The sequence below is a fragment of the Caulobacter sp. AP07 genome, assembly GCF_000281955.1.
GTDB lineage: Bacteria > Pseudomonadota > Alphaproteobacteria > Caulobacterales > Caulobacteraceae > Caulobacter.
The window spans coordinates 1-16,651 of record NZ_AKKF01000290.1; the positions used below are offsets into that span (position 1 = coordinate 1).

Sequence of the window (16,651 nt, forward strand, 5' to 3'; positions counted from 1 at the left end):
GGCGGGCGGCCAGCCGGCCCTGGGCCTCGACTACGGGCATCGTCCCCTGGCCGAGCAACTCGACCAGGGGGCGCGCCAACTGGAGCTGGACGTCGTCCGCGATCCCGACGGCGGCCGTTTCGCCACGCCGCGCACCGCGCTGGGCCAGGGCGCCGAGCTGACGCCGGCCTTCAAGGTGGCGATGGCGCGTCCGGGCTTCAAGGTCATGCACATGCCCGACGTCGACTTCCGGTCGTCGTGCCCGACCTTCGTCCAGTGCCTGACCCTGGTGCAGGACTGGTCGCGCGCCCATCCCGACCACGCGCCGATCCTGATCCTGATCAACGCCAAGGAGGGGCCGCCCAGCCTGCCCGGCGGCGTGGCCGCCCTGCCGTTCGACGCCCAGGCCTTCGACGCGCTGGACGCCGAGGTGCGCTCGGTGTTCGCCGACAGCCAGCTGATCACGCCCGACCAGGTGCGCGGCAAGCGCGCCACCCTGCGCGAAGCCGTCCTGGCCGGCGGCTGGCCGACCCTGGCCCAGGCGCGCGGCAAGGTGTTCTTCGCGCTCGACGAAAGCCCGGAGAAGGTGGCGATGTACCGTGGGACACGGACGTCGCTGGAAGGCCGGGCGATGTTCGTCAACACCGACGAGCAGTCGCCGGCCGCCGCCTACCTGACCCTCAACGACCCCATCGGCCAGCATGACCGCATCGCCGCCGCCGTGCGCGCCGGCTTCATCGTCCGCACCCGCGCCGACGCCGACACCTGGGCGGCGCGGCGCAACGACGTCGCCCAGCGCAGCGCGGCCCTGTCCAGCGGCGCCCAGTACGTCTCGACCGACTACATGTGGGCCGATCCTCGCCTGGCCGGCGGCTACACGGTCCGGCTGACGGGCGGCGCGGTCGCCGTCTGCAACCCGGTGCGGGCCGCCGAGCGCTGCGGGGACCTGCCCCTCGAAACCCTGCCGGGCGCGCCGGCGCGCGGCTATCTGGCGCCCGACCAGCGTCCCGACCTGACGACGATCCTGGCGGCCCCGCCGGCGGCCGGCTCGCCGCGCGCCGTGGCCGACGCGGCGATCTTCGACCAGACCCGGGCCTTGAAGGGCACACCGCGCTGGGATCTGGCGACCGCCGACGTCGACGGGGCGGTGTACGATCACTTCGCCACGGCGCTGGGCGTGCGGCTCACCCCGGCCCAGGCGCCGATCCTGACCGCCCTGCTGGAGCGGGCCGGCGACGACCGCTCCGTGGTCGGCGTGGCCAAGACCCATTGGGCGACCCGCCGGCCCTATCTCGACAAGAAGGACGCGCCGATCTGCGAGGCCAAGTCCGATCACCTGGCCGGCAATCCCGACTATCCGTCCGGCCATTCCGCCCACGGCATGCACGTGGCGATGATCCTGGCCGAACTGGCGCCCAGCCGCGCCGACGCCCTCTACGCCCGGGGGCGGGACTATGCCGAAAGCCGCTACATCTGCGGCTCGCACAGCGTCAGCGCCACCGAGGCCGGGATGCAGTCGGGCGCGGTGATCTACGGGGCCGAGCACGCCTCGCCGCTGTTTCGCCAGGACATGGACGCCGCCCGGGCCGAGGTCGCGGCGGCCCTGGCGGCCGCCGGCCGTGAAGCTTTCGTGAAACCTGCCGACGGCCGCTGAGGGGCTGGGGTCCGCCGTCGTTGATCGGATCGGAGGGGCGCGTGGCGCGGGTCGAAACGACCCAGGCCACGACCGCCGTCGACCTATCGATCAGCGGAGATCACGGATGAGCGGAACTAAAACCCAGGGCGCGGGCCAGTCGAGCCAGGCTTTGTCAGGCTACGGACGATTGGCCTGGCTGCTGTCGACGGTGGCGGCGACGGCCCTGACGGCGGCCCCGGCCCTGGCCCAGCAGGCCCCGGCCCCGGACGCCACCCAGGTCGAGGAAATCGTCGTCACCGGCTCGTTCGCCACCAGCCTGGCCGACGCCCTGCGCATCAAGCGCGACGCCGCCTCGATCACCGACTCCGTCTCGGCCTCCGACATCGGCAACTTCCCGGCGGTCAACATCGCCGAGGCCCTGCAGCGCGTGCCGGGCGTGTCGATCTCGCGCGAGGCCGGCGAGGGCCAGTTCGTCAGCGTCCGGGGCCTGGGCCCCAACTTCCAGTCGGTCACCCTGAACGGCTCGCCGATCGCCTATAACGAAAACATCCGCAACTCCGACCAGAGCGGCCGCCAGTTCCAGTTCCGGGTCATTCCCGCCGACCTGATCTCGGCCATCGTGGTGGCCAAGGCGCCGACCGCCGACCTGATCGACGGCGGCATCGGCTCGAACATCGACATCCAAACCGCCCACGCCCTGGACGTGAAGCCCTTCGTCACCGCCCGGGCCTTTGCGCACTACGAGAACCGCAGCAAGGAAAGCACGCCGAACGGCTCGATCTCGGGCGCCTGGCGCAACGCCGACGCCACCTTCGGCGTCATCGCCGGCCTGTCCTACCAGACCCGCGACGTGCAGTTCGATCGCTTCCAGCACTTCGGCTACACCAACCGGGTGATCAACGGCCAGACGGTGGCCGTGGCCAACGACCTGGTGATGACCCTGGAGCGCGAGGAACGCCGCCGCGTCAGCCTCATGGGCGGCCTGGAGTGGAAGCCGTCGGACAAGCTGTCGGTGACCCTCGACACCCTCTATTCGAACTTCAACAACGTCATCGACGAGGATCGCCTGAGCTTCGAGCTGGGCGGCCGCAGCGACTTCGCCGCCCGCCTGGCGCCCGGCAGCGCGGTGATCAAGAACGGCGTGCTGTATGCCGGCCAGATCAATGGCGGCCGGATCAACCGCAACGCCGAGTATTCCGAGCAGACCCACGAGAACCTGTTCGTCAAGCTGGCGGCCGACTACGAGGTCGCCGGCTGGACGATCTCGCCGGCCCTCAGCTATTCGAAGGCCGACAGCGGTCTCGACACGCCGCTGCAACGGATCGACGGCCGCACCGCCGACAACCCGGCGGGCCTGGTCTACAGCTTCGCCTATGGCGACGATCCGGTCGGCGACCGCGAGATCGCCAAGCTTCAGACCAATCTCGACCTGACCAGCCCGACGGCGGCGTCCTATTATCGCTATCGCATCCGTCCGACCAATTCGGAGGACAAGGACACCACGTTCCTGCTGAACGCGCGGCGCGACTTCGAGGCCCGGTTCGGCGGCGTCGCCCTGGAGACCCTGCGGTTCGGCGGCCAGTACACCGACCGCAGCCGCGACTACCAGCGCCGCGACCGCGTCGTCGAGCTGCGTCCCGGCACGGTGGTCGACGCCAGCTACACCGACCAACTTCTGCCCTCGAACGTCTTCAACAAGACGATCAACAGCAGCTTCGGAACCTGGAGAAGCTACAACCGCGGCAAGTTCGGCGCGGCCTTCATCGTGCCGGGTGAATATGACGGCACGGACCCGCAGTCCGCCGACCTGAAACCCACCGGCGCCGACCTGCAGCAGTCCTACGGCGTCGACGAGGAGGTGAGGGCGCTCTACGGCCGCGCCGACTTCACCACCAGCCTGGGCGGCAAGGCCGTGAAGGGCAATCTGGGCCTTCGCTGGGTCAGCACCGACACCCTGGTCAAGGGCACCCTGCTGACCGCCACCACCAGCGGCACGGGCGCGGTGACCACGGTGATCACGCCCAAGGAGTACGAGGGCTCGTACAAGGAGTTCCTGCCCAGCGCCAACGTCACCATCGACCTCAACGACAACCTGCTGCTGCGCCTGGCCGCCTCGCGCAGCCTGACCCGGCCGTCGCTGGCCGACCTGCGCACCGCCACCGTGCCCAACAGCTCGCTGGTCTCCGACGTCTACGAGCGCGGCCAGACGGCGATCGACCCCGCCACCGCCGCCGCCTGGCGCGGGCGCCGGTTGATCTTCCAGGACGCGGCGCTGTCGGAGGTGGTCGCGGAACTGGCCCGCTATACCGACACCCGGATGCGCATCGTCGATCCCGCCCTCGGCCGTCAGCGCGTGACCGCCATCATCCCGCTGGACGGACCCGGCTCGGTGGTCGACCGCGCCGACAGGCTGCTGCCGATCCGCCTGACCCGCGGCGGCCAGGGCGAGGTCACGGTGCGGGCCCGCTAGCGGCGCCCATCGCAAGCCTGTCATCAAGCTGGGCTAGGAAGCCGGAGGCGACATGCTCGCGCCGGGGATCATTGTCAGTCGTCACATGCCGTCTCGCCGCGCGCTCGCCGTTCTCGCGGCCGCTGGACTCGAGATCGCGGCGTCGGCGACGCCCGCCCGGGCCCAGGACGTCCAGCTGCAGATCCCCAGCCAGGATGCGCGCGGCGCGATGATGGCGCTGTGCCTCAAGGCGGGCTGCGCCTTCGCCCTGGTGTCCGAACCCGACCGCGCCTACCGCACCAACGCCGTCCGGGGCGCGATGCCCTGGCCGGTCGCCGTGCGGCGGATGCTCGCGGGCACCGGCCTGCGCTACGAGATCATCGACGCCCGCTCGGTGAGGATCTGGACCGACAGCGCGCCGGCCCCGCCGCCGGCCGACTCCGGGCCGACCGTGGTCGAAGCGGTCAGCGTCCTGGCCGCCTTTCCCGAGGGTATCGAGACTTCGTTGCGACAGAAGCGGCGGGCCGACGCGATCCTCGACGCCGTCTCGGCCGGCCGGATCGGCGAACTGCCGGCCGCCAACCTGGCCGAGGCCCTGCAACGCATCCCCGGCGTCGCCATCGAGCGCGAGGTCGGCGAGGGGCAGTTCGTCAGCGTGCGCGGCCTGGGCCCGCTGTTCCAGTCGGTGACCCTGAACGGCGCGCCCGTCGCCTTCAACGAGAACATCCGCAACTCGACCCAGAGCGGCCGCCAGTTCCGGTTCCGCGCCCTGTCGGCCGATCTGCTGGCCGGGGCGGTGGTCGCCAAGTCGCCGACCGCCGACCTTGTCGACGGCGGCATCGGCTCCAACATCGACATCCGCACCGTGCGGGGGCTGGATGGCCCGGCCTTCCTGTCGATGCGCGTCGACGCTCATGCCGAGGAGAGCTCGCGGACCGTGTCGCCCGACATCGCCGTCTCCGGCCGCTGGCGGCGGGCCGACGATCGGCTGGGCGTGGTGGGCGGGGTTTCGACCGACACGCGCGAAGTGCGCTACGACCGCTTCCAGATCCAGCGCTATCGCGACCTCGACGTCGCCGGCCAAAGCGTCGCCGTCGCCAACGACCTGCGCACCACCGTCGAGCAGGAGCAGCGGGCGCGGGCCACGGCCTTCGTCGGGGTCGAGTGGCGGATGACGCCGGAGTCGACGCTTGACCTGGACATCCTGGCCTCGCGCTTCGACAACGCCATCCGCGAGGACCGCATCGTCTACGAACTGGGCGATCGGGCGACCACCGACGCGCTCGATCCCGCGAGCGTCAGGGTCTCGCGCGGGGTCCTGACCGCCGGCCACGTCACGGGCGGCCGGATCAGCAACAACACGGAAATCTCCGACCAGGCGCATGACAGCGTGTCGGCCAGCCTGGCGTTGCGGGCCCGGGTCGGGGCCTGGCGGCTTTCGCCCCGCATCAGCGTATCGCGGGCGCGCTCGGGCCTGGACACGCCCTTGCAGCGGATCGGGGCGGTGTCGCCGGAGGGCGTCGACTACGGTTTCGACATCGGCGACGACCTCGTGGGCGAGCGCCGTGTTCCGCTGCTGGCGACCCGGTTCGACCTGGCCGATCCCGCGGGCCTGACGTTTTCGCGCTACGGCGTGCGGGCGACCAATGTCGAGGATCATGACCGCACCGCCTTGCTGGCGGCGCAGCGCGACGTCGCGTTCCAGCTGGGCGGGCTGCGGTTCGAACAGCTGAAGCTGGGGGCCCAGGCCAGCGGCCGGGGGCGCGACTATCAGCGGCGCGATCGCGAGGCGGTGTTGCGGCCGGGCGCGACCGTGACGCCGGGTTTCTTCGACATCGCCGTGCCGGACGACGTCTTCGCGGGTCTGATCGGCGAGGGGCGCCGCGCCTGGAAGGGGGCCGACTTCGCCGCCTTCCGCGACGCCTTCGTGCTGCCCGACGCGGGGCGGGACGTCATGGCCCAGGCGGACGCGCTGCCGCCGACGGGCGCGGACCTGCAGAGCTCCTACCGGGTCGGCGAACGCATCGCCGCCCTGTACGGACGTCTCGACTTCACCGCCTCGGTCGGCGGTCGCCCGGCCACCGGCAATCTGGGCCTGCGCCTGGCCCGCACCAGCACGCAGGTCGACGGATCGGTGCTGGGCGTCTCGGCCGGCGGGGACCTGGAGGTCCGGCCGATCGCGCACAAGGGCCACTACGTCGTGGCCCTGCCGAGCGCCAATCTGGCGGTCGAGCTCGACGACGACTGGCGCCTGCGCCTGGCCGCGTCGCGCGGCATCACCCGACCTTCGCTGGCCGACCTGCGCTCGGCGACCGTGCCCGCGAGCAGCCTGGTCTCGACGCTGTACAATCGCGGCCAGGCGGAGGTCGACCATCCCTCGCCGGGGACGCTGTTCACCGGCGTCGGCGGCAATCCGGCCCTGCGCCCCTACATGGCGACCAACTACGACCTGTCGCTCGAGCGCGACTTCGCCGGGTTCGGCGGGTTCAGCCTGGCGCTCTTCCACAAGGACATCGACGACTACATCGTCATCGCCTCGCGGCCCGAACGCCTGGCCTTCGTCACCCGGGACGGCCCGCCGGTGGTGGCGGAGGTGGCGATGGCGCGGCCTCGCAACGCCGGCCGCGCGAAGGTCACCGGCCTGGAGGCCGCCGTCAGCCGGCGTTTCCCGGGCGGACTGGGCCTGTGGGCCAGCGCCACCCTGGTCGACGCCGAAAGCCGGGACGCGGAGACCGGCGGTCGCGTGCGTCTGATCGGGGTTTCGCGCCTGTCCTATTCGATCAGCCCGTTCATCGAGCGCGGACCGCTGCACGCCCACCTGTCCTGGACCTGGCGCTCGCCGTTCGGGTCGGAGGCCGACATGCAGGGCGGCGGGGTGTCGAGCTTCGTGGTCGCCAGCGCCGGCTATCTCGACGTGGCGGGCGCCTACGACCTGTCCGAAGGGGTGTCGGTCTTCGTCGAGGCCAGCAACCTGACCGACGCCGTGGAAGCCGCCTATGAAGGACGCCCCGACCGCCCGTTGCAGATCGGCCGGGCGGGCCGGACGTTCGGAGTCGGCTTCAGGCTGCGCCTGTAGATGAGTCCCACAGCGTATCGAGATTCAGCACATCGGGCCACTCGACCGATCTCGGAACTATCCAGAACCGACACTTGCTGACGGCGGCGATCTGAGAGTCCGAAGGTTGGCGTTGGGCTGGAGACCGCTCACGACCCTGAGCGGAGGTTAGGCTCAGGACTCATTGCTCATAGTCAGAAGTGCATGATAGCGGCGAGGGCTATGGCGGACATCATGTGATGATAGCCGCCAAAGTACGCCTATCCCGCCCCAATGACCGCGTTCAACCCACCAGGCGAAGACTGCTTTTGGCTCTTCGCATTCACTCAGTGCGCCCGATTTCAGGCCGCGGGAAGACTTGTGACCACGATTTAACTTGTGGTTTGCAGAGATCGCCGCAAGGACGCTTCACATAGTAGGGGTGGTTGATATGAAGCTGAAATCGATTGCGGCGGCCTTGGCGCTCGCAACCCTGTGCGCGGCTTCCGCTCACGCCGAGCCCGTCGCGTCGCTTTCGTTCGCGGACCGGCTGGCGCAGGTAGGATCGCCGCTAACGGTCCGGCCGGAGGGCTTCTCGGGTCCGGGAGCCGCGATACTATCGGAGGCTATAGACGCCAGCCGGTACGTCCTCGTCGGCGAGAGCCATTTTTCGCGCGAGATCCCCGCCTTCACCACGAACGTCTGTCGATTGATGGCGCCCGGCGGCCTGACGGCCATGGTCGTCGAGATCGGCCCGGAGGCCGCCGAAGTGGTCAACGCACGGCTGAGAGCGCCGAACCGGGAACAGCAGATTTCTGACTTCATGAGCGCCCATCCCGACGCCATGGCCTTCCTCAACGGCCGCGACGAGGGTCAGACGGCGGCCGATTGCGCGGGTGTCGCCGGGCCGGACTTCAAGCTGTGGGGGCTGGACCAGGAGTTCTTCGGCGTGAGCGGCTATTTGTTCGAACAGATGCTGGCGGCCGGTCCGGGACCGCTCGCCCGCGCCCAGATCGAAGCGCTGGCCGAACAGGAGCGGACGGCGATGCAGGCCGCGCTCACCTCCGGTTCACCCATGGACCTGTTCCTGTTCAAGGCCACCGACGCGACGCTGGATCAGGCGGGGACAGCCATCGACCAGGACGGCGGCGACCGGGCCAAGGCGCTGTTCGCCGCCTTGCGCGAGACACGCGCCATCTATCAGGCCTCGCAGTCCCGCCGTGGCGATCCGAACGGACGCAGGGCGCGGCTGATGAAACGGACGCTGGCGGCCCATTTCGCCGAGGCGCCGCAGGCGCGCGTGCTGATGAAGTTCGGAGCCTGGCATCTCTACAAGGGCTACAATCCACTCGGCCAGCGCGACGTGGGCAATTTCGTCGCTGAACAGGCCGACGGAGAGGGCGTGAAGTCCCTCCATATCATCGTCACCGGCGCGAGAGGCGCGCTAGGCGGATACAACGGGGTCGGCCGCCAAGTGACCGTGCAAAAGTTCGATGCGACCACGGGCAAGGACGCCGACTGGTGCAAGGATGTGATGCTGGCCCGCCCGTCGGGCACGCCGCCGGGCGACTGGTTCCTGATGGATCTGCGCCGCTTGCGCGACGCCGATCTGGAAGCCCTGACGCCGGAATGGCGCGCGCTCATCCGCGGCTACGACCTCGCCGTCGTGGCGCCGGAACTGTCTGCGTCCACCGTGCTGGGGAGCCATGACGCCCCTTAGGCTCAGGACATTCCTCATAGCCAGAAGAGCACATGGCGGCGAGGCCTAATGGCGGACAGGAGGACGGTCGGGTAGCCACCCCGAACAGACCATCGGCATGTCCGCCTTCTGCGCGGGCGACCGAGTGTGTGGGTGTCGATACGCGCTAAGCCCCAGGCTCGTGGCTCGGCCCCGGACGACGCGGCGTCAGATAGACGTGGCCGCCGGTCCTGGACGCGTCGACCTCCAGCAGGGCCGAGATCATCGCCAGGGCCTCGGCGGTCCTGTCGAGCTTGAAGCGGCCGGTGACCTTCCGTTCGCCGACGGCGGGATCACGCAGCACGACGGCGTCGGCGCTGTAGCGATTCAGGCGGGCGACGACGTATTTCAGCGGCATGTTGTCGGCGTCCAGCCAGTCGGCGCGCCAGGAGTCGTAGCTGTCGGGGGCCATCCGGCCGCCGGTCGCCGGGCGGTTGGCGGCCAGCAGCAACCATTCGCCCTTGCGCAGCAGGCGGGGCGGGGCGGGGCCCTGCGACACGCGGACGACGCCCTCGAACACCCGCACCTCGACGGCCTCATCGATCCGGTCGACCTCGAACACCGTGCCGACCGCCGTGACGGTGGCGTCGCCGGCCAGGACGTTGAACGGGCGGCGCCGGTTCTTGGCGACCTCGAACACCGCGTCGCCCTTGCGCAGGTAGATGTCGCGGGCGGCGCGGCGATAGGCCACGCTGGCGTGGGAGTCGGCCTTCAGGCGGATGGTCGAGGCGTCGCTGAGCACGTGGTCGGCCCGCCCGCCGATGGCGGTGGCCAGCTCGATCGGCGGCTCGCCGCGATCGGCGGTCAGGCGCCAGGCCAGGGCGGCGCCTCCGACCACGAGCACCAGGCTGGCGGCGATCAGGCCCAGGCGCGACCAGTCGCCCGACCCGGCGTGACGCCGGGGGGAGGGCGCGACGACGGCGGGAGGGGCGTCGCGCACCCGGTCGACGGCGTCCAGCAAGGCGGTGTCGCGCAGGGTGTGGCGCAGGGCGGCGAAGGCCTCGGCATGGGCCGGGGCCGCGTTCAGCCACGCCGCCAGGGCCAGCCGGTCGTCGTCGGTCAGTTCGTCCAGCCGGTCGATCCAGTCGGCGGCTTCTTCCATCACGGTCAGGTCGTTGTCGTTAGCGCTCACGTGTCGCCCCCTCTCGTTCGGCGGCGTCGCCGGTCGCGGCGTCCATGACCCCGGCCAGTTCGGCCATGGCGCGGACCAGATGTTTCTTCACGGTCTCGAGATTCAGATCCAGGTCATCGGCGATCGTCTGCCGGGACTGACCGTCGACATGCCGGCGGACGAAGACCTCGCGCCGGATCGGCGACAGACGGCGCAGGGCGGCCTCGAAGACCGCCACCCGCTGCTTGTGCTCCAGCACCTCGTCGGCCAGCGGCAGGTCGCAGCCGTAGTCGCCCTCGCCCAGGCCCTCCTCGCGGCGGTCGCGCCGGGCCTGGGAATAGATCAGCGAGTCGGCCACGCGGTAGGCATAGGCCAGCGGATGGACGATCGCCTGCTTGCGGCTCTGCTCCATCACCATCAGCAGGGTCTGCTGGAGGATGTCCTCCGCGCGCGACGGATCGCCGTGGCGACGGGCGATGTAGCCGAAAAGCTTGCGTTCATGAGGCCTCAACTCCGCCAGGGCGTCGTTCATCGCGTTTCCATCGAGCCGGACAAGGCCATAGCGAGGTCGGACGCCGCCCCGTAGGAGCGTAGAGGCGCGAGATGGGCGATCGGGGACAGGCCGGCGTCAAAATTCATAGGCGACGCCCAGCGTGACGGTTCGGCCGCTGCGGGTGCGCGACAGCGGGCGGTCGGCGGCCAGGTCGGTGAACTGGTCGATGGCCTGGTCGGTGAGGTTGATCGCCTCGATCACCAGCTTGAACCCGCGCCCGGCGTTGTAGTGGGCGGCGGCGTCGATGTTGTTCGCGGCGTGGTAGCCCGAGCCGATGTTGCCGTTGCCGCCGGCCCCGTCGAGATAGGCGTCGCGATAGGCGCTGGAGATCCGCGCGCCCCAGCGGGCGGTCTCGTAATAGAGCCTGGCGTTCCAGGTCCAGGGCGACAGCTGCAGCAGGTCGAGCGACACCGGCTTGCCGTCGATGATCACGTCCGAGCGTCCGTGGGCGTAGGTGACGTTGCCGGTGAAGCCGAGCTTGTCGAAGGGGGCGGGCAGGAAGTCGAAGTCGCGCTGCACCGCCAGCTCGACGCCGCGGATCGTGGCGCCGTCGCCGTTCACCGGACGGTTGACGTTGTAGACGATCGACCCGGTCTGACCCGGATTGAGGAACTGCAATGGATAGCCGGTCAAGCCGTAGGGCGCCGTTCCGGTCTCGACGGTGATGAACGAGTCCATGGTCTTGTGGAACACGCTGATCGCCAGGGTCCCGGCGGAGCCCTGATAGACCTCCAGCGAGGCCTCGACGGAATTGGCCATGAAGGGCCGGAGGTTGGGATTGCCCGCGTAGATCGAGCCGCCGAACGGCGCGGCGTCGATGCTGGCCGCCGCCCGCAGGTCCGACAGGCTGGGCCGGCTGATGTCGCGGCTGGCGCCCAGGCGCAGGACCACATGGTCGTCGAGGTCCCAGGCGAGGTTCACGGCCGGCAGCACGCCGTCGTAGCGATGGGCGATCACCGCCGGCGCCAGGGCGACCCCGTTGCTGACCATGCCGGCCGAGGTCAGGTGGGTGCGGTAGTAGCGCAGGCCGGCGTCGGCCCGCAGGCGCCGGCCGGCGACCTCGCCGTCGAACCGGTATTGCAGATAGGCCGCGACCGTCTTCTCGGTCAGCGAATAGTCGGCGCCGGGCAGGTCGTCGTCGACGGTCAGGTCGCGGTTCTGACCCAGGGCGGCGAAGGTGGCCTCGACGTCGCCCACCACATAGGGGGCCAGCGAGCGTTCGTCGAAGACGGACTTCACCGCGCCGGGCGGCGAGGGCAGGGCGTCGTAGTCGACCCGGTCGCGGCGCTGGTAGCCGTCGTTGCGGAACAGCTTGTACTGCGCGCCGGCCTTCAGGGTGGTCCTCGGACCGGCCGTATAGGTCAGGTCCGCCTTGCCCGTGGTGAAGGCGTTGACGATCGAGTCCTCACGGGTGTCGGCCCGCATCAGGCTCCAGGCGTTGGGATCGGTGAGGTCGAAGCCGTAGGTGTTGACGCCGGTCCGGCCGGGCCCGCGCAGGTCGAAGGCAAAGCTCCTGTTCGTCGCCTGCAGGAAGACCTTGTCGAACACCGGCCCTTCGAAGTCCGAGCGGGAATAGCCGACCATGCCGCTGACTTGCAGGGCCTCGGTCAGCCGTGTCCGGCCGTTGACGGCGACCTGGGTGAAGACGGTGGAGTCGGTCGAGCGCTTGTGCTCGCTGCGCAGATCGACGCCGTCATAGGCGGCCTGGACGACGCTATCGCCCTGGATGACCACGGCGTTCAGCCGTTGGGCGCCAAGCACGTCGCCGGTGAGGCCGTTCTTGCCGGCGGCGGCCAGGGCGAACTCGTCGCGGTCGTTGCTCAGCCGGCCGTAGAGCAGGTCGACGTCCAGGCTGGTCTCGGCGCCCGGGCGATATTGCAGGGCGGCGGTGATCCCCAGCCGCTCGCGGTGGTCGAACCAGGTGGAATAGGTCTGGGCCTGGGGGGCGCGCACCCGGGCCGACCCGGTGGCGTTGACCAGCCGGTCGCGGTCGGCGGCCGAGACGCCGGGGCCGATATTGGCGGCGGCGACGTTGATCGGGCTCCAGCCCCAGTTTCTGTAGCCGTACTCGTTGATGTCGTTGGCGCTGTAGGCGGCCGAGACCAGCAGGCCGACGTCGCCCCAGCGGTTGGAGACCAGGCCCGCCAGCCGAGGCGTGACCCCGTCGGTCACGCCGTTGGCCAGGGCCTTGGCCGACAGGGCCGCCTTGAAGCCGCGATAGTCGAACGGCTTGGCGGTGCGCAGTTCCACCGTGCCGGCGACGCCGCCCTCGTCCTGGTCGGCGGCGTAGGCCTTGCGCACGGTGACCCGGTTGAACAGTTCCGAGGCGAAGATGCTGTAGTCGAACGCCCGGGTGCGGCTGACCGAGCCGCGATTGTCGAAGCCGGAGGCGGTGGAGGCCGAGACCTCCATGCCGTTCAACTGGGTGCGGGTGAAGTCGGGACCCAGGCCCCGCAGGGCGATCTGGCGGCCCTCGCCGGCGTCGCGCGAGATCGTCACGCCAGGGATGCGTTGCAGGGATTCGGCCAGGTTCAGGTCGGGAAAGGCCGCGATGTCTTCGGCGACGATGACGTCCTGCGCGCCCACGGCCAGGCGCTTGAGGTCGCGGGCCCGGACCAGGCTGCCGCGAAAGCCGGTGACGACGACCTGCTCCACCTCGACGGGGGCCGTATCGACCGAGGCTGTCGGAACGGGCGCCGCCGTGCGGAGGTCTTCCGGCGAGCCGGCTTCCTGCAACACGTAGCCGCCGGCCACCGACCTCATCCTCAGGCCTTCGCCGCTGATCAGCAGGGCCAGGGCGTTCTCGGGCGGCAGCAGGCCCGATACGCGTCGCCCGCGCTTGCCGCGAATGTCGGCGAAGGTCATGACCGGCGCGTCGGCCTGCTGGGAGAAGGTTCTCAGGGCGTGGGCCAGGTCATCCTGGTCGATGTCGAACGGCTTGGGCGCGCTCTGGAGCCGCGCCTGGGCCAGGGCCGGGTCATGCAGGCCCGCCAGCAGCAGGCCGAGCGCGAGCGCCCGGTAGGGCGGCCGGGTGAGCAAAGCCGCCTTTCGCCACCCCATGTCCGCGGTCGATCATCATGTTGCGCCCTTGCGTCTCCTAGCCGGATCACATGTCACTTATTTGAAGGTTCCCGCCCTGACGGCGCGGCCATCGGCGATGGGTCCAACTGCCGGCCGGGAAACGAAAATCCCGTCCGGCGCACAGGGGGCGACGCGCCGGACGGGTCCTCGATCGGCCGACCTAGAACTCGTAGGTCGCGCCGACCAGGATCGTGCGGCCGCTGCTGGTGTTGACCGTGGTGCGCTGGGCCGTGACGTCGGTGTACTGGATGGTGTGCTCGTCGGTGAGGTTGACGCCTTCCAGCGTCAATTTGAGGCGCGGCATGAGGTTGTAGTGCGCGGCGAAGTCGAGGTTGTGGGTCGCCTTGACGCCGTCGCCGATGTTGCCGTTGCCGCCCGAGCCGGTCAGGTACTTGTCGCGATAGGCGCTGGAGATGCGCATCCCCCAGCGGTCGGTCTCGTAATAGAGCGTCGCGTTGGCGGTGTATTTCGACAGGTTGAACAGCGGCAGGGTCACCGAGGTCCCGTTGATCAGGACCGGCGAGGAGCCATCGGCATAGGTGCCGTTGGCGACGACGCCCAGATGGTTGAACGGCGCGGGCAGGAAGTCGAAGTCCCGCTGGGCCGCGATCTCGACGCCCTGGATGTCGGCGCCGGGACCGTTCACCGGACGGTTGACGTTGTAGAGGATCGAGCCGTCCTGGCCGGGCAGCAGGAACGACAGCGGGAAGCCCGTCTGCGAGTACGGCACGATGCTGGTCTGGGCGGTGATGAACGACTTCAGCTTCTTGTAGAACACCCCGACCGAGAAGAAACCGACGCGGCCGTCATAGAATTCCAGCGAGCCTTCGAAGGAGTCGGAGGTGAACGGCGTCAGGTTGGGGTTGCCGGTGCTGATCGTGCCGCCGAACGGGGCGGTGGTCAGCGAGCCGGCCGCCGCCAGGTCGCCCAGGGCGGGGCGGCTGATGTCGCGGTTGGCGCTGAACCGGGCGACCAGGGTGTCGCTCATGTCGATCGCGACGTTCACGGCCGGCAGCAGGCCGTCATACTTGTGCTTGATCGAGACGGGCTGCAGGCTGGTTCCGGTGTTCAGCGAGCCGTCCGAGGTCAGGTCGGTCGAGTAGTAGCGCAGGCCGGCGTTGGCCCGGACGCCCTTGCCCAGCAGCGTGGTGTCGAGGTCGTACTGGAGGTAGGCGGCCTGGGTCTCCTCGGTCACCGTGAAATTGGTGCCCGGTGTAGTGAAGCTGGCGCCCAGGTCGCGGACCTGGCCGATCAGGGCGTAGACTTGGTCGACGTCGCCGACGATGTAGCCGCCGAGGCTCTCGAACGGCACGGTCAGTTTCATGCTGTTCGGGATGACGGTGTTGGCGGGAACGTTGCGGAACACCTTGTTGCTGCGCTGCACACCGCTGTTGACGAACTTCTTGTACTCGACGCCGCCTTTCAGCGTGGACGTCTCGCTGGCGGCGAAGGCCACGTCGAACTTGGCGTTGGTGTACTCGGAGCTGATCTCGTTTTCCTGGGTGTCCATGCGCATCAGGTCCCACTTGCTGGGGTCGGTGAGACCCGCGTCGTAGGTGTTGACCGGCATGGTCGGCCGGTCGTCGAAGCTGAAGGCGTGGTTCTTGGATTCCAGGAACACCTTGTCGAAGACGGGCAGGGTGTATTCCGACTTCGAATAGCCGATCAGGCCCTTGACCAGCAGCTTGTCGGTGACCTGGTAGGAGCCGTTCAGGGCGGTCTGGTAGAACTTGGTCTTGTCTTCCTCGCGGTTGAACTCGCTGCGCAGGTCGACGCCGGTATAGCTGGAGGCGACCAGGCTATCGCCCTGGATCACCGCCGTCTGCATGACCTGGGTTCCGGTGATGTTGCCGGTCAGGCTGTTGATCCCCGAGGTCGCCAGGGCGAAGTTCTGGCGGCTGTTCTCGAGCTGGCTGTAGAGGGCGTCGAAGCCGAGCTTCAGCTTGTCGCCGGGCTCGTATTGCAACGACAGGGTGGTGCCCAGCCGTTTGCGGCGGTCGTACCAGGTGGAATAGGTGTCGGCCTGCGGGGCGAACACCGTCGCCGTGGCGGCCGTCAGCCGCGCCGCGTCGGCGGCGCTGACGCCCGGGCCGATATTGCCCGGATTGGCGCGGATCTTACCCCAGTTGAAGCTGCGATAGCCGAACTCGTTGGAGTCGTTGACGCCGTAAGCCACCGACAGCAGGGCGCCGAAATCGCCCCAGCGGTTGGAGATCAGGCCCACCACGCGCGGCGTGACGCGGTCGTCGGCGTTGCTGTTGCTCTGGGCCTTGGCCGACAGCACGGCCTTGAAGCCCGGATAATCGAACGGCTTGGCCGTGGTCAGCTGCACCGTGCCGCCGATGCCGCCTTCGTCCTGCTCGGCCGCCAGCGACTTCTGCACGGTCACGCGGCTAAACAGTTCCGAGGCGAACAGGCTGTAGTCGAAGCTGCGCGACCGGCTGACGCCACCGCGGTTGTCCATGCCCGACGCGGTGTTGCCCAGCACTTCCATGCCGTTCAGCTGGGTGCGGGTGAAGTCGGGACCCAGGCCCCGCAGGGTGATCTGGCGGCCTTCGCCGGAATCCCGCGAGATGGTCACGCCGGGGATGCGCTGCAGCGATTCCGCCAGGTTCAGGTCGGGGAAGGCGGCGATGTCCTCGGAGACGATGACGTCGGACGCGCCGACGGCCTTACGCTTGAGGTCGCGCGCGTGCATCAGGCTGTCGCGGAAGCCGGTGACGACGACCGCCTCGACCTCGTCGGCCGGCGCCGGCGCGGGCGTGGCGTCGGCCGCATGGGCCTGGGCGGCGGCCAGGGCGAGCAGCCCGGTCGCCAGCATGGTGGTGGTCATCCAGGTGGATTTCGTTAGGCGTCGCATGATCTATCCCCGATTGCGAACGGCTGGCCGGTTCGGTCATCGACCGAAAGCCGCCGTCGGATGGGGAGCCGCGAGACCGCTCGCTGGGGACAGGTTTGGTCCCGACTTTTGTGTGAAATGTTTTTGACGGTGATCGACGTCGCGTCCGGCCGACCTGCTACTCATGGTCATGCGACGTCTATGCTAGTTGACATGCGCCGATCTATTCAA

The 16,651-nt window shown here is 69.4% G+C and carries 8 protein-coding genes; 4 read left to right on the plus strand and 4 right to left on the minus strand.

From position 1 onward, the window contains the following. From PMI01_RS23840 to PMI01_RS23855, 4 genes are all read left to right on the plus strand, one after another. A partial coding sequence (locus PMI01_RS23840; RefSeq protein WP_007675548.1) for a Ca2+-dependent phosphoinositide-specific phospholipase C occupies positions 1-1,633 on the plus strand: 1,633 nt, incomplete at its 5' end. Between the two features lie 106 nt (positions 1,634-1,739). Further along, positions 1,740-4,085 carry a TonB-dependent receptor gene (locus PMI01_RS23845; RefSeq protein WP_007675550.1) on the plus strand — a complete coding sequence of 782 codons (2,346 nt, stop codon included), beginning with the start codon at positions 1,740-1,742 and terminating at the stop codon, positions 4,083-4,085. Between the two features lie 85 nt (positions 4,086-4,170). Next, positions 4,171-7,140, plus strand: coding sequence for a TonB-dependent receptor (locus PMI01_RS23850; protein WP_035038218.1), 2,970 nt, complete (start codon positions 4,171-4,173; stop codon positions 7,138-7,140). 409 nt (positions 7,141-7,549) lie between these two features. Beyond that, positions 7,550-8,818: a hypothetical protein gene (locus tag PMI01_RS23855; protein WP_007675553.1), complete on the plus strand. Its 1,269-nt coding sequence runs from the start codon at positions 7,550-7,552 to the stop codon at positions 8,816-8,818. 145 nt (positions 8,819-8,963) lie between these two features. Here PMI01_RS23855 and PMI01_RS23860 read toward each other — a convergent pair whose 3' ends face one another. The 4 genes from PMI01_RS23860 to PMI01_RS23875 form a co-directional block, all read right to left on the minus strand. Continuing rightward, complete coding sequence (locus tag PMI01_RS23860) at positions 8,964-9,968, minus strand: FecR family protein (protein ID WP_007675554.1); 1,005 nt, start codon at positions 9,966-9,968, stop codon at positions 8,964-8,966. Further along, complete coding sequence (locus tag PMI01_RS23865; RefSeq protein ID WP_007675556.1) at positions 9,958-10,479, minus strand: RNA polymerase sigma factor; 522 nt, start codon at positions 10,477-10,479, stop codon at positions 9,958-9,960. Before PMI01_RS23865 ends, PMI01_RS23860 begins: the two co-directional genes overlap by 11 nt. Positions 10,480-10,575: 96 nt before the next feature. Further along, positions 10,576-13,560 (minus strand): TonB-dependent receptor, encoded by a 2,985-nt coding sequence (locus PMI01_RS23870; protein WP_007675557.1) that lies wholly within the window; start codon positions 13,558-13,560, stop codon positions 10,576-10,578. Positions 13,561-13,741: 181 nt separating this feature from the next. Continuing rightward, positions 13,742-16,441, minus strand: coding sequence for a TonB-dependent receptor (locus tag PMI01_RS23875; protein WP_007675558.1), 2,700 nt, complete (start codon positions 16,439-16,441; stop codon positions 13,742-13,744). Positions 16,442-16,651 lie beyond the last annotated feature (210 nt).

Coding starts and splice junctions, on each gene's coding strand:
- PMI01_RS23855 (WP_007675553.1), top strand. CDS start 7,550: ATGAAGCTGAAATCGATTGCGGCGGCCTTGGCGCTCGCAACCCTGTGC.
- PMI01_RS23850 (WP_035038218.1), top strand. CDS start 4,171: ATGCCGTCTCGCCGCGCGCTCGCCGTTCTCGCGGCCGCTGGACTCGAG.
- PMI01_RS23875 (WP_007675558.1), bottom strand. CDS start 16,441: ATGCGACGCCTAACGAAATCCACCTGGATGACCACCACCATGCTGGCG.
- PMI01_RS23865 (WP_007675556.1), bottom strand. CDS start 10,479: ATGAACGACGCCCTGGCGGAGTTGAGGCCTCATGAACGCAAGCTTTTC.
- PMI01_RS23870 (WP_007675557.1), bottom strand. CDS start 13,560: ATGGGGTGGCGAAAGGCGGCTTTGCTCACCCGGCCGCCCTACCGGGCG.
- PMI01_RS23845 (WP_007675550.1), top strand. CDS start 1,740: ATGAGCGGAACTAAAACCCAGGGCGCGGGCCAGTCGAGCCAGGCTTTG.